Origin of the sequence: Dickeya chrysanthemi NCPPB 402, from assembly GCF_000406105.1 — a bacterium.
In the GTDB taxonomy this organism is placed as follows: Bacteria; Pseudomonadota; Gammaproteobacteria; order Enterobacterales; family Enterobacteriaceae; genus Dickeya; species Dickeya chrysanthemi.
In genome coordinates, this window is sequence record NZ_CM001974.1 from 696,337 (window position 1) to 719,714 (window position 23,378).

Genomic DNA, 23,378 nt, shown 5'->3' on the forward strand with positions numbered 1-23,378 from the left:
CCCTGAACGGGAATGAACAGTGCGGCTACCCGCGCTATCTTGCCGGCAGCGGGCCGGGCGAGGTGTGGGTAGCCACTGATTACCTCCCCGGAAACGGGGAGGTGCGGGTAGCGCTATTAGCCTTTGACCCACTCTTCGCTGACGCAGACGTACTTAATCGCCTGGCGGAAGTAGGTAAAGGCGATGTGCAGCTTGCCGTCCGGCCCCTGCTTGATACTGGGGTAGGAGAACTCGCGGTTGCGTTTGTCGGTCGAGTTGTTGGTCATGCAGTAACCGTCGCCCACTTCCAGATTGCGCTGCCACGGCCAGCTTTTTCCGCCGTCTTCGGAAATCGCCAGCGTCATCGGCGCACGCGGCGCGCCCCAGAAGGCGCTGCGTCCGGACGAGATATCCGGCATTTTGGCGTCGGTTTCTTCTTCGTCCTCGATTTCGTCATACAACGACAGGCGACGCTCGGTGGCGCCGTCGGCGTTCATGGCGTTGAACACCAGCGCCAGATGGCCGTTGTCCAGCGTGGTCACCTGAATGGACGAGTTGTTGTTCGGCAGTTCCGTCGCCTCCGGTTCGGACCAGCTTTCGCCGCCGTCGGTGGAGTGGCTGCGGTAGATGAAATCGGCCCAGCGGCTGCGGAACAGCGCCAACAGGGTGCCGTCTTTGAGCAGGGTGATGTTCATGTGCACGCAGCCGGTGCTGTTCGGCACCACTGATTCACGCCAGGTTTTTCCCTGATCGCTGGAGATCTTCACCGCGCTGATATCATCGTTGCCCACCCATTTTTCACCCGGCTGGATGCGGCAGTAGAACACCGGCAGCAGCCAGTCGCCGTTGGGCAGCACGGTAATCGGCTGGCGGATAAAGGTGCCGGGCTGCTCCAGCAGTACGCCGATTTCGCCCCAGGTGTAGCCCTGATCCAGCGACTGGCGGTAACGCACGATGGCGGTGTCCTGATTGCCGGATTTCTGCGCGGTATACAGCAACCACAGTACGCCGTCCGGTGCCAGGAACAACACCGGGTTCTGCTCGGAACGGGTCGGGTCGTCGGAGAGTTTAACCGCGGGCGTCCATTGCCCGCTGCCTTTCACCAGTCGCGACAGATAAATCGAGATGTCCGACACCCCTTCCTGGGTGCCGCCGAACCAGACGCACAGCACATCGCCGTTGGGCAGATGCAGCAGGTTAGCGGCATGGTTCTGCGGGCATTCGGACGGGATGTAGGCGTCAATACGCTGGTTATCGGCGTCTGCCGGGCGGACCAGGCCGTCACGTTCAATAGTAATGGTTTCTTCAGTCGTCATGACGGATTAGGCTCCTGTTTGAGAGGCGGATATTTTCTTTTCTTGCTTTCCGGCGTTCTTGTTCGGGATCAGGCGATCCAGACACATCACGATAGCCGGGGTAGCCAGAGCGACATACATGTTGTCGATGCCGTACGGGTTGCCGAGCACATACCAGACTGAGGTCGCGACGCAGGCGGAAATCAGGCTGGCGTTCGCGCCGCGGGCACTGTTAAAGAATGGCATGTAGAAGGCGATCATCGCCACCACCGAGATGGACAGACGAATCGCGCGGGTGAAGAACGACAGTTTTAGCACTTCCGGCACCAGCAGTACGAAAATCAGCGGCAGGAATCCGATGATCAGCGAGAATACGCGCGTCATCTTCATCTCTTTTTCCGGTGTCGGCTTGTAGTACGGTACGTAGAAATCTTTCACGATCAGGGAAGCGATCGCCAGCGCTACGGTACTCACGCTGATGAAGATGGACGCGACCAGTGAGGTGGTTACCAGACCTGCCAGCCACGGATTCATATCCTGCAGGAAGACGGGCATCGCATACAGGCTCTTGATTTCCGGGTGCACGAACTTGGCGGCGACGCCGATCACCGCAATCGCCAGTGCGATTGGCATACAGAAGAAGAAGGCGATCCAGGTGGCGCGTTTGGCCGAAGCCGCGTCTTTGGTGGCCGAGATAGCCTGGATAACGAACTGAGTACAGAAGATGGAACCGATGGTGCCAATCAGCCAGGCGAAAATGGTGCCGGCGCCGATCGCACCGTCCCAGGTCCAGTAGTATTCCGGCATCTTCTCGACCATCGGCGTGATGCCGCCGGTCATTTTCAGTGCCACGTACAGGATGATCATCACCCCGATGTATTTCAGGCCGCTGTGGATCAGGGTGACGTAGGCAACACCTTTCAACCCGCCGAAGTAGAAGTAGAAGGTACTGACGATCGCGGTGATCAGCGCGGCGACCGGCAGGGAGATCTTCAATACGGTGGCGATCGCCGCCGCGCCGCTGACGTAGTTACCCACGTTCACCAACAGCAGGGCGTAGATCATGATGATCGAAATAATGTTTTTGGTGGAGGTGCCGTAACGCTCGGCAATGGCCGCGGAAATGGTGACCTGGCCGGTGTTATAGATCTTCTTAACGAGGATCATGCCGAACAACAGGAAGCCGATGGCGGCGCCGATCACCGACCAGGAGGCCGCGATGCCGCTTTCGAAGGCGGCTTGCGCCGTACCTACCGTAGATTTTGCGCCGATAAATTCAGTCATCAGCAGGATGCCGACGATAAAGGCCGGCAGCGAGCGTGAGCCTTCCATGAACTCCGAGCTGGAGTTACTGCGTAACTTGAGCGTCAGCCAGGAAGTCAAGGCAATATAGAACACAATCATCCCGACGATGATCAGTGTGTCTGTCAGATCAAAATGGTTCATGGTTTTCGATCCTGTAAGAGTAAGGGTAAGTGTTCATTCACTGCGAGAACGGTTTGATAATGGTGCGAATGGTTTCTTCGTCTTGTGCTGAGAACGCAATCGGGTAGCGGCTGACCCCGACGTCCTGCCCCATCAATACCAGCGCCTTTTTCACCACGGCAGGCGAGAACGCCACCGCGTACAGCGTCTTACGCAGTTCGCTCACTTGCTCTTGCGCCTGACGGGAGCCTTCGATGTCGCCGGCGTGGAAACGGTGCCAAATCTGGCTGATGGCTTGTGGCGCTACGTTGGCGAGACCGGAAATACAGGCGGAGCACCCATCGACAAACCCCTGATGAATCAGTGAGTCCGGGCCGTTGAGCACGTCGCAGTTCGGCATATCTTTCACCGCCTGCAGGAAGCCGCTCAGGCTTTCATAGCTGCCGGCGCTGTCCTTGATGCCGATGATGTTCGGGTGCTCCGCCAGCATCCGCACCGTTTCCGGTTGCAGGGTGTTGCCGGTGCGCGCCGGGATGTTGTACATGAATACCGGCACCGGCAGTGCGTCCGCCACGGCACGGTAGTGGTCGATCAGTTCGCTTTGTTTGAGCGGCACGAAGTAAGGGGTGATCACGGAGACGGCATCCACGCCCAGCGCGGCGATGCGTTTGCCGAGCTTGATGGTTTCTCGGGTGGAGATTTCGCCGATGTGCGCGACGACCGGCACCTTGCCGGCGACTTCATCCACACAGGTTTCGGTAACGGCGACTTTTTCATCGGTGTGCAACACAAAGAATTCACCGTTGGTGCCGTTACAGAAAATGCCGTTGCCGTAACGCATCTGGCGTTGAACCTGTTGGCGCATGGCGGTGGGGCTAAATTCCCCCTGATGGTCAAAAGGCGTGACGATTGCCGTCAGTACGCCTGTAATCGGTCTAGTCATCGTTATTGTTCCTCGGTATTTTCATCATCCAGAGCGACGTTGTTAAAGCAAATACTGTTAAAGCAAATGCTTTTAAAACAATCGCTTTTAAAACAAGCGCTTTTAAAACAAACGCTTTTAAAACAAACAGTTAAAACAGTGTGGAATAAATGGCGTGAACGTCTTGCGCCGTCACGGCGGTCGGGACGTTCTTCATCAGCCGTTGTACCTGCAAGGCGGATTCCACCAGATACGGCAGGTGATCCGGGCTTATCCCCAACTGTTGCAGCGAAGACGGCAGGTTTAGTCGTTTCACCAGCGCGGTGAAGTAATCCACCAGCGCCGCGGCTTTCTGTTCGGTAGAGAGCGACAGGTCGGCGTCCGGCAGCAGGTCATAGGCTTGCGCGAATTTTTCTGCTGCGGCGTGCTGCACAAAGCGCATGCACGGCGCCAGCAGAATGGCATTCGCCACCCCGTGTGGAATGTGGTATTTGCCGCCCAACGGGTAAGACATGGCATGTACCAGATGGGTGCCGGAATGGGCGATAGCGGCGCCGCCATAGTAAGAGGCCCACAGCATATTCAGGCGGGCTTCCAGATTGTCCGGCTCGTTCACCGCGGTTTCGATATTGGCGAACAGCTTTTTCATGCCGATCAGCGCATAGTTGTCGGCCACCGGGTTGGCGATGGTGGCGGTGAAGCATTCGATCAGATGGCACAGGGCGTCAATGCCGGTCGACGCGGCGATGTGCGCCGGCATACTGGTGGTCAGTTCCGGCACCAGTGCGACGTAATCCGGCAGCATCACCGGGGTGATAATCCCGACTTTGGTTTCTTTCTCCGGAATCGCCAGAATGGCGTTCGGCGTGGCTTCGGAGCCGGTGCCGGCGGTGGTCGGGATCAGCAGGGAGGTGGTGCGGCGCGTCGGTTTGCGACCTTCCAGCAGGCTATCGAGCGTGATGCCTTCCTCGCCGGCGCACAGCAGCGACAGCAGTTTGGCGACGTCCAGTACGCTGCCGCCGCCCACGCCGACGATCAGGTCCGGCTGTGTGGCGGGCAACTGCTGCAGCACGGCGGCTACATCATGCTGGCTGGGTTCGGCCGGCACGTTATCAATCAGGGAAAATTGCGGCACGCCGGCCTTCAGTTGTGCGATCAACGCCTGTACTCCGGCCAATCCCACGATATTCCTGTCCGTCACCAACAGTACGTGCTGCCTGCCGCGCAGGAGGTAGCTCAGATCCTGAAGTGCCTGATAACCGCTGATGAGGGTGCTGTTGATATTCATACTGATACCTTGTCTTTTTGCTGTGACTTCAGCTGGATAGATGTGATTTTTTTCAATCACATCTCCATTTTGTGACGGAAAAAAATCGTTTTTCTCGCATTCTGTGGGCTAATTTATAGGTTAAATTGGTTTTGAATAATTTGATGTTGCTCACATATAATCAAACGTGATTCAATATAATCATTTTCAGGTAATCGAACTGATTGGAGAACGGCTATGCCGGACGACGGGCGTGACCTCACCCGCATCATGGTGGTGGCGGATGACTTTACCGGCGCGAACGATGCAGGCGTCGGGCTGGCGCTGCAAGGGGCGCGGGTGAATGTGATGTTTGACGCCACGGCGATCCATACCGGGCAGGCGGATGACGCGTTGGTGGTCAATACCGATAGCCGTGCTGTTACGGCGTCGCTGGCGGCGGAGCGCACCGCGCAGGCGGTGGCACTGTGGCGTAAAACCGGCGCCCGCGGCTGGATCGTTAAAAAAGTGGATTCCACCTTGCGTGGTAACCCAGGTGCAGAAATTGAAGCGGTATTGAACGCCGCCGATTTATCGCTGGCATTGATTGCCCCTGCCGCCCCGGCGTTGGGCCGCATTACCCGCGATGGTCAGGTATGGGTGCATGGCGTATTACTGACGGATACCGAGTTCGCCAGCGACCCGAAAACGCCGGTGCGTTCGGCATCTATCGGTGAGCGGCTGGCGGAACAGACGGCGCTGGCTCAGGCGACGCTCTCTCTGCACGAGGTGCGCGCCGACTTTCTGGCCGCGCGGCTGCAACAACTCAGCGATAGCGGAGTCCGGCTGGTGGTGCTGGATGCGGAGTGTCAGCAGGATCTCGAGCGGATTGTTGCCGCCGCCGCCCGGTTGGCAGAAAAGCCGTTGCTGGTCGGGTCGGCCGGGTTGAGCGAGGCGCTGGCGCAGTCGCTGGCGTTTCCGACACCGTGCCGTGCTTTGCTGGCGGTGATTGGTTCGATGAGCGAAATCGCTCAATTGCAGATTAAGGCGGTCAGCCAGCGGCCTGATGTCGAGCTGATCGATTTGGATATCGCCGGGTTATTGACGGCCGACGAAGGGATGCTGGCGCAGACCGGTCGGCAGGCGGCGGCGGTGCTGGCGGCGGGGCGTCACTGCGTGATTCGAACCTGCCGCGACGATAATCAGCGGTTTGAGGTAGACAGTCTGTGTCAGCGCTACGGCATGAGTCGCCAGCAACTGGGCGAGACCATCAGCCGTCGTCTGGGGGAATTGACGCGGCGTATTGTGCAGCGGCAACGACCGGGCGGGCTCTATTTATCCGGTGGGGATATCGCCATTGCAGCGGCGACCGCGCTACGGGCCAGCGGATTCCGCATCAAAGGACAGATTGCTTCCTGCGTCCCCTGGGGACGTTTGCTGGACAGTCTGGTGGGCGATATTCCGGTAATGACGAAAGCGGGCGGGTTTGGCGATGAAGCCACCCTGCTGAATGTATTGCGTTTTATTGAGGAGAGCGTGTGTGAGTAAAATTATTGCGGTAACCATGGGCGACCCGGCGGGCATCGGTCCGGAGATCATCATCAAATCACTGGCCGAAGGTGATCTGTCCGGCGCGCCGGCGGTGGTGGTGGGCTGCGTACAGACGCTGCGCCGTATTCTGGCGTTAGGCGTTGTGCCGCAGGTGGAGCTCAATGAAATCGAACGTCCTGCCGATGCACGTTTCGCGCCCGGCGTCATTAACGTGATCAACGAACCGCTGGACGACCCGCAGGGCCTGAAGCAAGGGGTGGTGCAGCCACAGGCCGGCGATCTGGCGTATCGTTGCGTAAAACGTGCGACCGAGCTGGCGATGGCCGGTGAGGTACATGCCATTGCCACCGCACCGCTCAACAAGGAAGCGCTGCACTCCGCCGGGCATCTTTATCCGGGGCACACCGAGCTGCTGGCGAAACTGACCAACAGCCGTGACTACGCGATGGTGCTGTACACCGACAAACTGAAAGTGATTCACGTTACTACCCATATTGCGCTGCGCAAATTCCTGGATACGCTGAACCGCGAGCGGGTGGAAACCGTAATAGCGATGGCGGATACGTTCCTGAAACGCGTGGGTTATCAGGCGCCGCGCATTGCGGTAGCCGGGGTCAACCCGCACGCAGGCGAAAACGGCTTGTTCGGTGATGAAGAAATTAAGATTGTCGGCCCGTCCATCGAGGCGATGAAAGCCAAAGGCATCGACGCGTACGGCCCGTGCCCGCCGGATACCGTCTACCTGCAGGCGTATGAGGGGCAATACGACATGGTGGTGGCGATGTACCACGATCAGGGGCATATTCCGCTTAAGCTGCTGGGCTTTTATGATGGCGTGAATATCACTGCCGGGTTGCCGTTTATCCGCACCTCCGCGGACCACGGCACCGCGTTTGATATCGCCTGGACAGGTAAAGCGAAGTCTGACAGCATGGCGATCTCCATCAAACTGGCGATGCAACTGGCCTGATAGAATCGTGGAGTCGAGAATCCGTTGAATATGTCGTGGGGTACACATTGACTGATACGTTGCGTGTAAATGGAGAACGAGTGAAAGGACAAAGCCGTCTGGATCAGATTCTGGATTATCTGAAAAGCCATAATCTGGTGACGGTGGATGAACTTGTGACGGTCATTGATGCGTCTCCGGCGACGATTCGCCGCGATTTGATCAAGCTTGATGAGCAGGGCGTCATCAGCCGTAGCCACGGCGGGGTGACGCTCAACCGCTTTATCCCTTCCCAGCCGACCACCAATGAAAAGCTGCAGCGTAGCCTGGCGGAAAAACAGGCTATCGCCCGGCAGGCCGCCACACTGGTGCAGCCGGGCAACGCGGTGGTGCTGGATGCCGGCACCACCATGCTGGAGCTGGCGCGTAACCTGACGCATCTGCCGTTGCGGGTGATCACCGCCGATTTGCAGATTGCGCTGTTTCTCTCCGAGTTTAAGCAGATTGAAGTGACGATCATCGGCGGACGTATCGACGACAGTAGCCAGTCTTGCATCGGCGAGCACGGTCGCCGTTTGCTGCGTAGCGTCTATCCGGATATCGCGTTTATCAGCTGTAACTCCTGGAGTCTGGAAAAAGGCATCACCACGCCTACCGAAGAAAAAGCCGGCATCAAGCAGGATCTGGGCATGAACGCCAGTCGCCGGGTGTTGCTGGCCGATAGCAGCAAATACGGCGCTTACTCGCTGTTTTGCGTCTCGCCGTTGTCTGAACTGACCGATATCATTACCGACAGCGCATTGCCGCCAGACGTAGAGCGCCAGTTACGGGCGCAGCCGTTCAATCTGCAACTGGTCAATGTAGCAAGCCGCTGAACAGCGGCTTTTCTTGTCAGCTTTAAACCACCTCCTCGGGAGGTGGTGATTGTTCTGCGGTTTTCCCGGCTCTTTTTGAGGGAACCGGCGCGTTTGGCTAACGAAGTATGACGAGCATAGGCGGAGGCTTCTCAGCCCGCGCGCCGCTTATTTATCCCACTTGGCTTTCGGCGGTTGGTAAGACAAGGCTTTGTCCAACACCGTTTCAGGATTGTCGGAGACGATCAGCATGTCGAGGTAATCCTGTTTCATGAACCCGTCTCGAACGGTGCGTGCCACGAATTCGATAAAGCCGTCGTAGTAGCCGTTGACGTTGTACAGGATGCAGGCTTTATGGTGCAGCCCCAGTTGCGCCCAGGTCCATTGCTCGATGATCTCTTCCAGCGTACCGGCGCCGCCCGGTAACGCGATGAACACATCCGCCAGTTCTGCCATTTTCGCTTTACGTTCGTGCATGTCTTCGGTGATCACCAGCTCGGTCAGCGCCGGGTGTGCCAGTTCTTTATTCACCAGATGCTGAGGGATAACCCCGGTTACCTGACCGCCGCAAGCCAGTGCCGTATCCGCCACCAGTCCCATCAGGCCCACTTTACCGCCGCCGTAGACAAGACCGGCGTTTTGGCTGACCAGATAGCGGATGAGAGATTGCGTCTGTTGCTGATAAATCGCGTTGTTACCGGGAGCTGAACCGCAAAATACGCCGAACTTCAACATAGTATTCCTTCTGTGACCTGAGTTTATCGATGCTGTCTGTCAGATGACGGCGGGAGCGAGTGTGGTAGGCCTTCGCACGATGAACCGGAGCGTTATCGCGCTATCAGCATAATCGAAACCGGTATGAGGGGCTATCGGACGATAATCAGATTGGATAAGCAGATTGGATAAGCAGATAGTGAGTGAGGTGCTGGCGTGGTGCGGCGGCAAGGGGCACGTTCCGGGTTGCCCGGCGATACCGGGCAACCTGATGACGACTTACTCGCTTACTTCATGCCGGCGGCAAGGGTATCGACATTATGTTTGAACGCGGCCGTGTAGGTGGCGGCCGGGCCGTTGCCGTCGGTCAGGGCTTCCGGGTAAAGCTCGCCGCCCGGTTGCGCGCCGCTGGCGTCAGCAATCTGTTTCACCAGGCGCGGGTCGGTCTGGTTCTCAATAAAGTACAGCTTCACCTGTTCTTTCTTGATCTGCTTGATCAGTTTAGCCACGGTTTTACTGCTGGCCTCCGACTCGGTGGAATAACCGACCGGCGACAGGAAATGCACGCCGTAGGCAGCGGCGAAATAGCCGAATGCGTCATGGCTGGTCAGCACTTTGCGTTTTTCTTTAGGCATGGCGGAAAACGTCTGGGTAGCATACTCATCCAGTTGTTGTAGCTGCTGGATATAGCTGTCGCCCTGTTTGCGGTAATCGTCGGCGTGCTCGGGGTCTGCTTTGACCAGCGCATCGACGATATTGTTGGCGTAGGTGATGCCGTTTTTCATGCTGTTCCAGGCGTGCGGGTCGGTCACCGTTTTGCCGTCTTCTTCCATTTTCAGCGTTTTGATGCCTTTGGCGGCGGTGATCACCTCGCCTTTGTAACCGGAGGCTTTCACCAGCCGGTCCAGCCAGCCTTCCAGCCCCAGCCCGTTGACGAACACCACGTCGGCCTGCGACAGGGTTTTGCTGTCTTTCGGCGACGGTTCGAATTCATGCGGGTCGCCGTTCGGTTGCACCAGGTCGGTCACGTGGACGTGCTGGCCGCCGATATGGCTGACCATGTCGCCCAGCACCGAAAAACTGGCCACCACATTCAGATCTTTTGCCATCGCCAGCGGGCTTAGCAGCAGGCTGGACAGCGTCATAACCAAAACAGAACGTTTCATTTTTTCCTCTTTGTCTCTTTGCCATGCACAACCATCCGGTGTCAGCGGCGCGTACGCAACATGCCGCCATTGGAACCAAACAGTACCGAAAAACAGAACAACAGCGTGGTGGTGAGGATCACCGCCGGGCCGGCGGGCAAGTCGGCGTAATACGACCAGGTCAGCCCCACCAGACTGGCGCAGGCGCCGATACCCACCGCGGTCAACAGCATGACCGGCAGGCGCTGGCTCCAGAAGCGGGCACAGGCGGCGGGCAACATCATCATGCCGACCGCCATCAGCGTGCCGAGCAACTGGAAGCCCGCCACCAGATTCAGCACCACCAGCGATAAAAACAGGCCGTGGATCAGCGCTCGTGATCGGCGCGACAGGATCTTCAGAAAGGTGACGTCGAACGATTCGATCACCAGCGCCCGGTAGATCAACGCCAGCACCAGCACCGAGCAGGAACTGATGAGGCCGATGGTGATCAGTGCATCGGCGTCGATCGCCAGAATAGAGCCGAACAGCACGTGCAGCAGATCGACGCTGGAACCGCGCAGCGACACCAGCGTTACCCCCAGCGCCAGCGAGCCGAGATAGAACCCGGCGAAACTGGCGTCTTCCTTCAGTTCGGTGTGGCGGCTGACCACGCCGGATAGCATCGCCACCGCCAGCCCGGCGATAAAGCCGCCCACGCCCATCGCCACCAGCGACATGCCGGAAATCAGGTAGCCGGCCGCTACGCCGGGCAATACCGCGTGAGACAGCGCATCGCCGATCAGGCTCATGCGGCGCAGCAGCAAAAAACAGCCGAGCGGCGCGGCGCTCAGGGTGAGAGCCAGACAGCCCACCAGCGCCCGACGCATAAAACCGAAATCGCCGAACGGTTCGGTCAACAGGTGTATCAACGTCATGGCACCAGCCTCAGTTGCGGCGGGGTAGCCGTGGAAGACGATGAGGAGGGCAGCACCTCGTGGCTGTCGCCCCAGCGATGGCCTTCCGGGCGGAGCATCAGTACGCGGGGGAAGTGGGTTTCCACCTGTTCCAGGTCGTGCAGCACCGCCAGAATAGTGCGTCCTTCCTGATGCAACTGCCGGACAACCGTCAGCAATGTACGGGTGGTCTGGGCATCGATACCGGTAAAAGGCTCATCCAGCAGGATAACCGGCGACTGCATCACCAGCAGCCGGGCAAACAGTACGCGTTGCAACTGGCCGCCGGAGAGCGTGCCGATGTGTGCCTGTGCGAATGCCGCCATACCGACGGTATCCAACGCCTCGAGGGCGTGTTTTCGCCACGCATCGGAGATACGGCCGAACATACCGCAATGCGGGGCGCAGCCCATCAGCACCAGATCGTTGACGCTGAGCGGAAACTGACGATCGAACTCGGTCAGTTGCGGCAGGTAGCCCAGTTGACGGCGTGCCTGCGGCGCCATACAGAAATGACCGCCGAGCGGTGGCAGCAGACCCGCCAGCGTTTTGAGCAGGGTAGACTTGCCGGTGCCGTTAGCGCCGATAATCGCGGTTAGCGAACCGCTGTCAAAGCATCCGTCCAGCGTGCCCAGCGGGGGCTGGCCTGGGTAACCAAACATCAGTGTATGCAGTGTGATCGTGTATGGTGCAATCATGCCAGCGCTACCGCCCAATGAATCAAACCCCATAACAGCGCCAGCACAACACCGGCGATACCCAGCCGGGCCACAGCGGAAAAAGCGTAAAGACTGGTCACATCGTCCTCCCATTTATTTAAATGTTATAACATAACAATTTTGATGAGGAGGCGGGAGAAGTAAAAAAATGTGTCTGACACATCAGGGGAATGAGGTGTCTAACTTGCCGGGAGAGCACGACCGCATGATGTCATCGTCGTTATTCTGGTTTGATTTGAGTGGTGTTGGCGTACAGGGGCGCGAGGCATGTAGCCGCTCGCCCCTGGGTGGCGCAGGGGAAGTGAAGGTCAGGAGCGAGGCATCAGGCGTAGAGCGCGTAGCCGTGCACGGCGATCAGCCGCGCGCCGTCCAGCGCATCGCCATCGGGCGGCGACAGCCGTTGTTGCCAGCGTTCGGCCAGCCAGGGGCGGATGTTCAGACCGATGCTGCCCATCAACGCCATCCGGGGCGGTGACTGCGTCGCCACCGCGGCCAGCAGCCCTTCAATTTCGTACGCGGTCTGCTGTAACAGGCTGGTCGCCAGTGCATCGCCCTGACGGGCGCAGTCAAACACCGGCCGCGCAAAGCGGGCGTAGTCGCCCGGCCTGGCTTGATCCAGCCAGACTGCGGCGTCCGCGTCGTTATCAAACGGTAATGCCTGTTGCTGACTTAATGCCGACGGCATGGCCCAACCTTGCCTGACGCCCCACAGGTATTGCAGGGCGGCGAGCCCGAGGCGCGCCCCGCTGCCTTGATCGGAAATCGGAAATTCATGGCCGCCGTAGGCGGTGATGGTGCGTTGGTGCCAGGCCAGCCCGCAAGAACCGGTGCCGGCGATCACCACCCCGGCATCGTCACCCTGATTGACCGCCAGACAGGCGCCCAACGCATCGGTATTTAATACCTGTACGGCATCAGACGACGGCAGGGCCAGAAATGCCTGATAAGCGCTGCGGTGTTCGGCGCCGGCCAGCGCCAGCCCGACATGCAGGCGCGTACGGTCCTGCTCATGCAATCCGCTGTGCTTCAGGGCCTGCACCAGTGCGTCATCCACCGCCTGACGCACCGTTTCTACCCCCAGCAACAGATTGGCGCGCCCGCCCACGCCCTGACCGAGCGGCGTGCCGTCAGCCCGATAGATGCGCGCCCGACAGCCGGTGCCGCCGCCATCGACACCGGCGTAAAGCCTTTCATCGGTATAAGGCCTTTCTCCGGCATAAGGTGCGGCGGTCATGGGCGTGCCTCCAGGGTAAAATAAGGCAGACAGGCCGCCGCCAGCGCGCCGCTAAAGCAGACCAGCTCCGGCGGTTGAACCTCCGGCAGGCGCAACAGCGCCGCCAGCTCGCGGGCGCAGCGTTGCAGTAACGGTACTGCCAGCGGGTCATCCGGCTGCGCGAGAATATCGTTTGCCCGTGCGGCGTAATCGTCGCCTTTGGCCTGTTTTGACCACTCGACGACCTGTTCGATATGGTTATTGAAACGGGTAAACAAGGTGCCGGCCAGCGGCGTCATCGGCGTCATGCCCTCTACCGCCTGCAACATCGCCTGTACGCCCCATAACCCCAGACGTGCCTGGCTGGCCGGGTCGCCTACCGGAAACAGGCTGCCGCCGTAGTGTTGCAGCCGTCCCTGCCGCCAGCACAGCAACCGGGTGAAGGTGCCGGTGACAACCAGAAAACGGTCTTCATTCGGCCACCGTTGCAGGCAGAGGGTGCTTTCCCTCTGCCAGTCAAACGGGACATCGCCATCAATCGGCAACTGAATCAACGGGTGTTTCATACTTCTCCGTTACTGGTCCGTTACTGGGCTTTCTGCTGCTGCCGGTTGGCGGCGATGGTCTGGTTCAGGCGTTTCACGTCGTTTTCCGTCAGGCGCAGATACTCGTCGTAGGACACCTGATTGTTCAGATATTGGGTGAAACGGGTCAGGATAATCGGGTACAGCTCGTTGCCGCCCAGACTTTCCATTTTTTCCCAGTCGAATACGTAAGCCGGGATGTTGGCGATCTCGGCACGGGCGGTGTTCAACCCGTCGATCACGTGTTGATCCTTGGTCTGATAGTGCAGATCGGGAATATCGGCGCCGACAATAATGTTGAAGTGCTCGCCGATTTCACGCTGGATGGCGTCGCTGCCCAGCCATTCCATAAACTCCGCTACTTCTTTCGGGTGTTTGCTGGTCTTAAACGGCATGATAAAGGTGGCGCCGCCCATCGAAATACATTTTTCCTTGCAGGGAGCCGGCAGCATTTTCCAGTCGAAACCGTTGCCGATTTGCTTGCTGAACTGGTTCAACTGCCAGTTGCCGGAGAAGTAGGTGACGATGTTGCCGTTCACGAAGTCATCCGCCATGCTCTTGTACTGGCCGCCGCCGGCGGCGCCCCACATTTCACGCGGGAAAATGCCCTCGTCCGACCAACGTTTCAAATCCTTGATCCACGCCTGCGCGGCGGCATCCGGGAAGTTGATCAGACCGTCTTTTTCGTAGCGCGTGCCGTAAGAATAAGCCGGACCGGAGAAACGAAAGCCGCTACGATCGATGGTAAAGGGAATGGCGACGCCGGTTTTGGCCGCCACCTGTTTTGACGCCTGCATCAATTGTTCCAGGGTGTAACCCGGTTGCGGCAGCGGCACGCCGGCCTGCTGGAACAGCGTGACGTTAACGAACGGCAGGTCGGCCGTCCAGGAAGCGACGAAGCCGGGCAGCGCGTTATCCTTGTGTACCCCTTTGATGCGCATGATTTTTTCAATGCCGGCACCGTAGCGTTTTTCAAAACCGGCCGGGTCGGCCAGATACGGGCGCAGGTCAAGCGTGTAGGAGAGCAGGCCCATCTGGGTGGTTTTGGCGATATCCGGCCCGAGACCGGCGGCCAGTTGCATCGGCAATTGTGTTTGCAGTGCGTTATAGCCGGTGCTGACGAAATTCACGTCGATGTGATCGTTGTTTTGTGAAAACGTCTTCACCTTCTGTTCCATGAAATGGACCAGTTCCGGGTCATCGTCGCTATATAAAAACGTAATCTGTGTTTTTTCGGCGATGGCATTGCTGCTGGCAACGGCGCCCAGCGTCATGAAGGAAAACAACAGTGCGTGCTGATAGCGATTCATCATTCTCTCCCACCCATTATAAATAGCTGACCCGGCATGGGTCAGGTTGCAGGCGCGTTGGCATTATTGACTGATGACCCCGGATATATCCGACAGTCCCTGATGTATATACCCGTCATACTTCAAGTTGCAGGTGTGTTGGCTGCGTTCGTTCACCCGAATCACTTACCTGAGTAAGCTCATCGGGATTCTCTCTCTTGCCGCCTTCCTGCAACTCGAATTATTTTGGGTGTTAATGCAAATTTGCATGAATGGCCCATTTGGCGACTCATCATGAACAAAAATAGCGTCCTTTTTTGTGAAGCATATTAAATATATTTCGACTAATCGCTGAGTCAATGTCTTTTTGTGATAAGAATCGCATATTGTTCACGCGATAATTTACTCTATAATGCAAAAATACGATGTTAACATGCAAATTACCAAATTATGCAAATTTGCATTAATTGCGTGCTCATATTGAGTCTGGTATTGAAAAAGACGTTGCGCCAAATAGTTGCGCCAAATAAAGGCGCAGTGCGCACAATAACAGTGCAAATAAAGTTCATCAGGTATTTCTTAGCCATTGGTATTTTTTATTGGGTAATAAATTTTTGGATATTTCATTTATTCATTCGCTCGGTAACAAGGATTCACCATGAATATCGGTTGGATGTTAAAGAAAAACAGCGTGGTTAACCGGTTTATGATTACCGACCTGGAGGAAAAATATTATCCTGCAGAAGCGGATACCTTGCCGGATAATGTCAACTATCGCTTTATTAATGGCTTTGTCGATGTCGGCGTCTTGCCTTGTCGGGTCCGTTTTTTGCGGGAAACGGCGCTGCGTGAGGTCAACCTGCCGGAGCAACTGCGTTTTCGCACGCTGTGGAGCGGCGGCGATGGCAGCCAGTCGGTCAATTTCAGCGATTTCTGGCCGTGCCCCACCCATGTACAACGCTTCGCCCGGTGTTATCTGTACAGCGATAGCCTGCAAACAGCGCCCTTCCAGCTCTCCACCTGCGGCGGCGTGACCCTCTGGCTGAATGGCCGACGGATTTGCCGTTTTACCCCGTTCAGCCGCAACACCGAGCAGCAATGCGAGCTGACGCTGCCCTTACAACTGGGGCTGAACACGCTGGTGGTGCATGCCGAAGAGCTATGCGAGCGCGATACCGACTATTTATTCAGCCTGCGCTATCTCGGCGAAACGCCGCTGCGCTGGCAGGTGGCGCCGGATGCGTCCTGCAGCGAACGCATGTGGGCGCTGGACAACTGGATCAACAACCTGTCGCTGGTCGAGAACCTGACCGACAGCGACACCCTGACCTTGCGTGCCGCCGCCCCCTTGCCGGAAGCGGTCGAGGTACATCATCAACTGGTGTGCAACGTTAACGAGTCGATGCCGCCCTGGCGGCAGGCGTTGTCGCTGGCGGCGGGCAATAGCGGCTGGCAGGTCACGCTGCCGACGGGGCTGGTCGGCTATTACGACCTGGTTTGCCGTGTGCTGTGTGACGGCATGACCCTGACGCGCACGGTCAGTTTCGGGCGTCTGCCGACGCAAACGTTGTCTGCACGCGCTATGCCGGCATTGGCGACGCTGGCCGCCCGGCGCGATTACCTGCTGCGCCACACCGCGTTGCACGGCTTTGAGCGCATCGGCCGGGCACTGGCGATGTTCGCCACCGGCGAAGGAACGGCGAACATGATGCCTATCCTCAATCAGGCGCTGCATAAAATCAGCCGCCGGGAAGACTGCGCCGACTTTCAACTGGTGCCGCTGATCTGGCTGTGGCAACGCTATCAGGGCCAGCGGCTGGCCGCCCATGACTGGCGGCGCGTACGCAGCGCAATCCTGGGTTTTCGTTACTGGATCGACGAACCGGGCAACGACACCATGTGGTTCTGGAGCGAAAACCACTGCCTGTGCTTCCACGTCGCGCAGTATCTGGCCGGGCAAAACTTTCCCGATGCGGTGTTCGTGTGCAGCGGCCGTAAAGGACGCGAACAGCAGGCCATCGCCCGTCAACGGCTGGACAGATGGTTCGACGCCATTCTGGAACACGGGCTGGTGGAGTGGAATTCCGCGGCGTACTACCCCATCGATTTAATCGGGCTGGTGGCGTTAGCCGAGCTGGCCTGCGACGACAGCCTGCGCGAACGCGCCCGCACGGTGATCGACCGCATTATGCTGATGACCGCCTGGGTACATCAAAACGGTGTGGCGGTCGGCACGATGGGGCGCGCGTACGACAAGGAGCTGCGCTCCGGCATGTTGACCGAGTTGTCCGGGCTGTGCGCGCTTGTCTGGGGCGAAGGCTGGCTGATTCCGCATTGCGCGGCTTTGCCGTTGCTGTGCCTGAGTCAGTACCAGCCGCCGGAGGAAACCTACGCTATTGCTGATTGGCAATTGCCGCAGGGGGCGCAGGCGCGTTGGGTGCAGGGGTTGAACCGCAGCGCCCGCGTCATCGCCTGGAAACAGCCGGACGTGGCGTTTTCTTCGGTATTCGACCACCACCCCGGCCAGCCGGGGCATCAGCAGCATGTGCTGGATATCCGTCTCGGCCGTCATTATGCCGCGCGGCTGTGGGTGAACCATCCCGGCGAGGATCGCCCGGACGGCGTGCATCGCCCGTCTTACTGGGCGGGTAACGGCCGCCTGCCGCATGTGATGCAGCACCGCAATCGCGGCTGGATTGTCTTCGACTTGCAGCAGGATCTGCGTCGCTGGACTCACCTTTACCTGCCGCGTACCGCGCTGGACGAGGTCGTCGTGGAGCCGAACTGGTGCTTTGTGCGCGGCGGCAACGGTTACGCGGCGCTGCACAATCCGGCCGGGCTGCAACCTTACACGCCGGACGGCGGGCAGCCGGACAGCGAATTGCGTGCCGAAGGCGAGCGCAACGTCTGGTATATCGCGGTGGATAGCGGGCAGGGCGCGGCGGATTTTCCGGCGTTTATCGCGCGCTTTCGCCGCCGTCAGGCACAGTGGACGGACGACGGCGCCGTACAGTTCGACGACCCGGATTACGGCCTGATGCGCTGGCATCCGGCGAGCGGTTTTGCCGTCAATCATCATCCTTTTGTTTTTCCCGACACGGTGTCGGTGATTCCCGAGCGTACCGAGGAGGATCGGTAACATGACAACACAAGCTATGAGCGCAGCCGCCGGCAGCCGGCAGATTGATGCGCTGCTGGACAAGGTGGCGCTGGCGTTCTGCCGCCTGAAGGCCATCAACAGCGTGAGCGTGACCGACGGTGCACAGACCCGCGACGCGCTGACTATCCAGTTTGAAGAGTGGGACTGGGAAGTCGGCGTCGGGTTGTACGGCTTCTGGAAACTGGCGCAACAGCGGCAGGACCACGCCATGCTGGCGGCGCTGGAGCAGTGGTACGAACAAAAATTGCAGGCCGGGCTGCCGCCGCGCCAAATCAACTCCACCGCACCGATGCTGGTGCTGGCGTTGCTGTGTCGCGATAACCCGCGTCCACACTGGCTGGCGGCGGTGGAAGAGTGGGCCGACTGGCTGCTGCATTCGCTGCCGAAAACCGAGGACGGCGGTTTCCAGCACACGGTGAAAGAGCGCCCCAATACCGGGCAACTGTGGGACGACACGTTATTTATGGCCGGGCTGTTCCTGGTGGTCAGCGCCGGGGTGCTCAAACGCCGCGAACTGCTGGAAGAGGCGGAGTACCAGTTGCTGACCCATGCCCGCTACCTGGCGGATGCCACCACCGGGCTGTGGTATCACGGCTGGACGTTCCTGGGCCGCCATCATTACGCCGGTGCCTTCTGGGGGCGCGGTAATGCCTGGGTCACGCTGGTGCTGCCGGAAATTTGCTCTCTGGCGGATTCGCCGCTCTCGGTGCCGGTACGCCGCACATTGGAGGCGATTCTCACCCAGCAGACGCGCGCGCTGGCGGTGTGTCAGCACCCGTCGGGGTTGTGGCACACGCTGCTTAACGATCCGGATTCACCGCTGGAAACGTCCGCCAGCGCCGGCTTCATCGCCGGTATTTTGACGGCGCGTCGGCTCGGTATGCTGGCGGATTTCCCGCAGGAGGTGCTGGATAAAGGGCTGGCGGCGGTAGTGGCGCAAATTGATGAACAGGGTGTGGTGCAGGGCGTGTCGGATGGGACGGCGATGGGGCACGACCTGCAGTTTTATCACGATATCCCCAATGTCGCCGTGCCGTACGGGCAGGCGCTGGTCATGCTGATGCTGCTGGCGCAGCGACATTCTGTTTGAAAAACAGAACTGGGTTTGAAAACAGAAACAGGTTGGAGGAAACGGTGATGGCGAGTCTGGAACTGAAAAACGTCCATAAAAGCTATGGGTCGATACAGATTATCAAAGGCGTGGATTTGACCATCCGCGACGGGGAATTCATGGTGTTTGTCGGGCCGTCAGGCTGCGGCAAGTCCACGCTATTACGGATGATCGCCGGCCTGGAGCCCATCACCGACGGCGAGCTGTGGATCGGCGATCGTAAAGTTAACGACCTCAGCCCGGCGGAGCGAAAAATCGCGATGGTGTTTCAGTCTTACGCGCTGTATCCGCATTTGTCGGTGCGTAAAAATCTGGCGTTCGGGCTGGAAAATCTGCATTTCCCGAAAGATGAAATCGAGCGGCGCATTGAGGAGGCCGCCCGCATGTTGGGGCTGGAACCCTATCTGGATCGCAAGCCTCGGGCGTTGTCCGGCGGTCAGCAGCAGCGCGTGGCGATCGGCCGCGCCATCGTACGCGACCCGGACCTGTTCCTGTTCGACGAACCCTTATCCAACCTGGACGCCAAACTGCGGGTGCAAACCCGCGGTGAACTGACCCGCCTGCACCAAAAGTTACGCACCACCATGATTTACGTCACCCACGATCAGATTGAGGCGATGACGATGGCGCAACGTATCGTGGTACTCAACGGCGGCCGCATCGAACAGGTAGGGACGCCGCTAGAGCTGTTCAACCGGCCGAAAAACAAGTTCGTCGCCGGGTTCATCGGTTCGCCGCGCATGAACATGTTTCGCGCCACCATCAGCAGTGCCTCGGACGACGGGGTAGAGGTGCGTTGTCCGTCCGGCGACCTGCTGCGCCTGCCGTTTCGCGGCGAAGAGGGAAAAACGGTGGAGCTGGGTATTCGGCCGTCGCACTGCCAACTGGTGAAAGAGCATGACGAGGGCGTGTCGTTGTGCATCGACCGCTGCGAAATGATGGGGCATGAAACCTTTATCTATGGCCGCTGTGCCGGCATCGAGGATGAGATGATCGTGCATTTGCCGGGGCACCACGAATTCCGTACCGGCGAGCTGGTGTTCGTTCGCTTCCCTGAGGGCTATTGCCACCTGTTTGACGCCGAAAGCGGTCAAACGTTGCCGCGCCTGACTGAACAACTCGCCTGATTGCAGGAGACAACCATGAACCGAAAATCGCTGATTCAGCCCGGTGCGTCATTGATCGATACGCTGGTGACGCCGGTGGAAAGATCGGTCAATCTGCTGCAAAAATTCGGCGGTCGCCGGGTAATGCCGTGGTTTTTCATCGCACCGAACATGTTGCTGTTCGCCGTGTTCGTATTCATTCCGATTCTACTGGCAGTGTGCTACGCCTTCACCGGCGGCACCAACATCCTGCTGTGGGACCGGCCGTACGTCGGGTTGCAGAACTTTGCCACCCTGCTGCGCTGCGAGCAGTATACGGTGCCGTCGACCTGCGAGCAGGATCTGTTCTGGACCGGGATCTACAACACCGCCTCCTTCACCTTTTTCAATGTAGTCTTTACGCTCGGCGTCGCGCTGGTGACCGCGCTGATCCTCAACCGTAAGATCATCGCCCGCGGTTTTTTTCGCGCCATCTTCTTTTACCCGGTGCTGCTGTCGCCGGTGGTGGTCGGGCTGGTGTGGCAGTGGTTCCTCAATCGCAACGGGTTGCTGAATCTGGTGTTGTCGTCGCTGGGCGGTCAGCCGGTGACCTTTTTGCTGGAGCCGTCGCTGGCGCGTTTCTGGGTGGTGTTCGTGTCGGTATGGTTCCACGTCGGCTTTTATACCCTGATCCTGCTGGCCGGGTTACAGGCCATTCCGCGCGATATCTATGAGGCGGCGGCGGTGGACGGCACCTCGCGCTGGCGCGGTTTCTATACGCTGACGCTGCCGCTGCTGGCGCCGAATATCCTGGTGGTGGTGATCCTGTTGACCATCCACAGCGTGCAGATTTTCGATGAAGCCTGGGTATTGACCAACGGCGGCGGGCCGGGCACCGCCAACAACTTTATTGTGCAGTACATCTATCAGACCGCGTTTTCGTCCAATGCGTCGCTGTACGGGCTGGCGTCTGCGGCCTCGGTGCTGATGGGGCTGGTGTTGATGATCCTGACGGCGTTGCAGTTTCTGCTCACCCGCCGTCTGGAAGGCAAAAAATAACCGGGAGTCGGCATGATGAAGATCATCACGTTTCTTACCCGCACCCGTTATCCGGGGCGGATTCACATCACCGACATCCTGAGCTGGGTGTGGCTGGTGGTCGGTACGTTGCTGGTGTTGATTCCGGTGATGTGGGCGGCGATGTCGTCGCTGAAAACGCCGTCGGAAATCAACCGTTTTCCGCCCAGTTTTCTGCCGGAGGCCGCCAGTACCATCACGTTGCCCGACTACCCGAAACCGCTGGAACTGTGGCAGGCGAAGCAGGACGACGGCAGCGACAAGACGCTGGCGATGGTGCGGCGCATTGGTTTGCTGGCGCAAATGGTCGATCCTAAAGCGCCGCAAGAGGTGATACGGGTGCCGGTGCAAAACCTGACGCCGCAGAAAACCCTACATCTGGAAACCGACAACTACACCACGCCGATGTCGAAATTCCACTTCACCACCTACCTGAAGAACACCGTGTTCGTGACGGTGATGGCGACGTTGCTGACGCTGCTGCTCAGTTCGATGGCGGCATTTGCGCTGGCGAAATACGAGTTTCGTGGGCGCGGCACGGTGCTGACGCTGTTTCTGTCTACCATGATGATCCCGCTGTCGGTGGTGATGGTGCCGACCTTTCTGGTGGTGATCGGCCTGCGGATGGGCGACAACTTGTGGGGGGTGATTATCCCGACGGTCGCCACGCCCACCGGGGTATTCTTGCTGCGCCAGTACATGCTGACGATTCCGGATGAGCTGATCGAAGCCGCGCGTATCGATGCCGCCAGCGAGTTCCGCATCTACTGGAAGATCATTCTGCCGCTCACCGCGCCGGCGCTGGCGGTGCTGGCGATCTTCTCGGTGATCTGGCGCTGGAACGATTTCCTGTGGCCGCTGATTGTGTTGTCCAGCCAGGATAACTTCACGCTGCAAATCGGTTTGAATGCGTTTCAGGGGCAGTTCTCGGTACAGTGGCACTATATTTTGGCGATGACCATGTTGTCGCTGCTGCCGGTGACGGCGGTGTTTGTGTTCCTGCAAAAATACATCACCACCGGTATCGCCAGCACAGGAATGAAATAAATGACGACGCTTAAGGACATCGCCGAGCGCGCGGGCGTGTCGATCAGTACGGTATCGCGGGTACTGAACGGCACTGCGCCCATCAGCGCCAAAGTACGCCAGCAGATTATGGCGATCGCCGTTGAGCAGGGCTATCCGCTGCATAAGATGAACAAAACGGCCGAGGCCCCGGAGCCGCTGCGGCACATTATGCTGGCGACGCCACGGAATCTGATGCTGGAAAGCGACCTTAATCTGGTGTCGCTGACGCTGATTAACCGGCTGAAAACCCTGTGCCAGCAGCGCAATATCCAGCTCAGTCCGTTTGTCGGCGAGCCGGACAGCATCAACGAACAGCAATTGTTGCAGGCGCTGCGGGGCGGCAAGGCCAACGGCATTCTGATCGTCAATGACGACCATCCTACGTTGCTGAACGCGGTGGCGGAAAGCGGCGTACCGGCGGTATTGATCAACGGCGAAGACCCGACCATGCGGCTTAACACCGTGATGCCGGCCAACTACTATGCGGCGACGGCGGCGGTGCGCTATCTGATAGCACAGGGGCATCGTCGTATCCTGCACCTGACCTGGCCTTCGCGTCAGACCATCCGCGAGCGTGAGCGCGGCTATCGCAGCGCGTTGGCAGAGGCCGCTATCGCACCGGATGAGCGATTGGTTCTGTCACTGCCGGATTTTCAGCCATTGACTGCCCGTGACGCGCTGCTCGACTGGCTGGTGCGCCATCCGGACCGGCTGGGCGTGACCGCCATTTTCTGCGCCGCCGATAATCAGGCTATCGGCGTGGCCGATGCGCTCAGCCAGCACGGTCTGCGGGTGCCGGACGATATCTCGGTAATGGGGATGGACGACATCCTGCCGCTCGATATGTTGCCGCTGTCGCTCACCACGGTGCGTCTGCCGTTCGAAGAGATGGCGCGCGCCGCGCTGCACCTGCTGACTCAACAACTGCTGCCTGCACAGGCCCTTGGCGTCGCTCAGCGTATCGAGCTGGCCGGGCATCTGGTTGTCAGGGAATCGGTGCGGGGGATTGCCAGAAGATAAATCGCTGTATCTGACGGGGGAGGGATACAGCGATATT

The 23,378-nt window shown here is 58.8% G+C and carries 20 protein-coding genes; 9 read left to right on the plus strand and 11 right to left on the minus strand.

Annotated elements, in window-relative coordinates:
* Positions 1–116: 116 nt before the first annotated feature.
* The 4 genes from DCH402_RS03190 to DCH402_RS03205 form a co-directional block, all read right to left on the minus strand.
* Complete coding sequence (locus DCH402_RS03190) at positions 117–1,295, minus strand: sialidase family protein (protein WP_039999646.1); 1,179 nt, start codon at positions 1,293–1,295, stop codon at positions 117–119.
* A 6-nt stretch (positions 1,296–1,301) separates the two neighbouring features.
* A complete protein-coding gene (locus DCH402_RS03195; RefSeq protein ID WP_039999648.1) occupies positions 1,302–2,720 on the minus strand; it encodes a sodium:solute symporter family protein in 1,419 nt (472 codons plus the stop codon).
* Positions 2,721–2,757: 37 nt separating this feature from the next.
* Positions 2,758–3,642: a dihydrodipicolinate synthase family protein gene (locus DCH402_RS03200; RefSeq protein WP_039999650.1), complete on the minus strand. Its 885-nt coding sequence runs from the start codon at positions 3,640–3,642 to the stop codon at positions 2,758–2,760.
* 130 nt (positions 3,643–3,772) lie between these two features.
* Positions 3,773–4,909, minus strand: a complete 1,137-nt coding sequence (locus DCH402_RS03205; RefSeq protein WP_039999652.1) for an iron-containing alcohol dehydrogenase — start codon at positions 4,907–4,909, stop codon at positions 3,773–3,775.
* 216 nt (positions 4,910–5,125) lie between these two features.
* Between DCH402_RS03205 and dtnK the strand changes: the two genes are divergently transcribed.
* The 3 genes from dtnK to DCH402_RS03220 are packed head-to-tail and all read left to right on the plus strand — an operon-like array spanning position 5,126 to position 8,242.
* The gene (gene dtnK, locus DCH402_RS03210; protein WP_039999654.1) at positions 5,126–6,415 is read left to right on the plus strand and encodes a D-threonate kinase; all 1,290 of its coding nucleotides are present in this window, start codon (positions 5,126–5,128) and stop codon (positions 6,413–6,415) included.
* Positions 6,408–7,388, plus strand: coding sequence for a D-threonate 4-phosphate dehydrogenase (locus tag DCH402_RS03215; protein ID WP_012768412.1), 981 nt, complete (start codon positions 6,408–6,410; stop codon positions 7,386–7,388). The genes dtnK and DCH402_RS03215 overlap by 8 nt, the downstream gene beginning before the upstream one ends.
* Before the next feature lie 35 nt (positions 7,389–7,423).
* Positions 7,424–8,242, plus strand: coding sequence for a DeoR/GlpR family DNA-binding transcription regulator (locus DCH402_RS03220; RefSeq protein ID WP_039999655.1), 819 nt, complete (start codon positions 7,424–7,426; stop codon positions 8,240–8,242).
* A 147-nt stretch (positions 8,243–8,389) separates the two neighbouring features.
* Here the strand turns inward: DCH402_RS03220 and DCH402_RS03225 are convergent, their stop codons facing one another.
* The 7 genes from DCH402_RS03225 to DCH402_RS03255 form a co-directional block, all read right to left on the minus strand.
* Entirely contained in the window at positions 8,390–8,956 is a 567-nt protein-coding gene (locus tag DCH402_RS03225) for an LOG family protein (protein ID WP_039999656.1), read from the minus strand.
* Between the two features lie 266 nt (positions 8,957–9,222).
* A complete protein-coding gene (locus DCH402_RS03230) occupies positions 9,223–10,101 on the minus strand; it encodes a metal ABC transporter substrate-binding protein (protein WP_039999657.1) in 879 nt (292 codons plus the stop codon).
* A gap of 41 nt (positions 10,102–10,142) precedes the next feature.
* Positions 10,143–10,997, minus strand: a complete 855-nt coding sequence (locus DCH402_RS03235) for a metal ABC transporter permease (protein WP_039999658.1) — start codon at positions 10,995–10,997, stop codon at positions 10,143–10,145.
* A complete protein-coding gene (locus DCH402_RS03240; protein WP_039999659.1) occupies positions 10,994–11,713 on the minus strand; it encodes a metal ABC transporter ATP-binding protein in 720 nt (239 codons plus the stop codon). The genes DCH402_RS03235 and DCH402_RS03240 overlap by 4 nt, the downstream gene beginning before the upstream one ends.
* A gap of 343 nt (positions 11,714–12,056) precedes the next feature.
* The gene (locus tag DCH402_RS03245; protein WP_039999661.1) at positions 12,057–12,968 is read right to left on the minus strand and encodes a glucosamine kinase nucleotide-binding domain-containing protein; all 912 of its coding nucleotides are present in this window, start codon (positions 12,966–12,968) and stop codon (positions 12,057–12,059) included.
* Positions 12,965–13,513: a glucosamine kinase gene (locus tag DCH402_RS03250; protein WP_039999663.1), complete on the minus strand. Its 549-nt coding sequence runs from the start codon at positions 13,511–13,513 to the stop codon at positions 12,965–12,967. Before DCH402_RS03250 ends, DCH402_RS03245 begins: the two co-directional genes overlap by 4 nt.
* A gap of 20 nt (positions 13,514–13,533) precedes the next feature.
* Entirely contained in the window at positions 13,534–14,841 is a 1,308-nt protein-coding gene (locus tag DCH402_RS03255) for an ABC transporter substrate-binding protein (protein ID WP_040003333.1), read from the minus strand.
* Between the two features lie 637 nt (positions 14,842–15,478).
* On the opposite strand from DCH402_RS03255, the gene DCH402_RS03260 reads away from it, so the two are divergent.
* From DCH402_RS03260 to DCH402_RS03285, 6 genes are read left to right on the plus strand one after another with little or no spacing between them, the layout of a single operon-like run.
* Complete coding sequence (locus DCH402_RS03260) at positions 15,479–17,959, plus strand: hypothetical protein (protein ID WP_039999664.1); 2,481 nt, start codon at positions 15,479–15,481, stop codon at positions 17,957–17,959.
* Between the two features lies 1 nt (position 17,960).
* Entirely contained in the window at positions 17,961–19,070 is a 1,110-nt protein-coding gene (bglB, locus tag DCH402_RS03265) for a beta-galactosidase BglB (protein ID WP_039999665.1), read from the plus strand.
* 47 nt (positions 19,071–19,117) lie between these two features.
* The gene (locus DCH402_RS03270) at positions 19,118–20,218 is read left to right on the plus strand and encodes an ABC transporter ATP-binding protein (protein ID WP_039999666.1); all 1,101 of its coding nucleotides are present in this window, start codon (positions 19,118–19,120) and stop codon (positions 20,216–20,218) included.
* Positions 20,219–20,233: 15 nt separating this feature from the next.
* Entirely contained in the window at positions 20,234–21,235 is a 1,002-nt protein-coding gene (locus DCH402_RS03275; RefSeq protein WP_039999668.1) for a carbohydrate ABC transporter permease, read from the plus strand.
* Positions 21,236–21,247: 12 nt separating this feature from the next.
* A complete protein-coding gene (locus DCH402_RS03280) occupies positions 21,248–22,300 on the plus strand; it encodes a carbohydrate ABC transporter permease (protein WP_039999670.1) in 1,053 nt (350 codons plus the stop codon).
* The gene (locus DCH402_RS03285) at positions 22,301–23,341 is read left to right on the plus strand and encodes a LacI family DNA-binding transcriptional regulator (protein WP_039999672.1); all 1,041 of its coding nucleotides are present in this window, start codon (positions 22,301–22,303) and stop codon (positions 23,339–23,341) included. It abuts the gene before it with no gap.
* Positions 23,342–23,378: the final 37 nt, after the last annotated feature.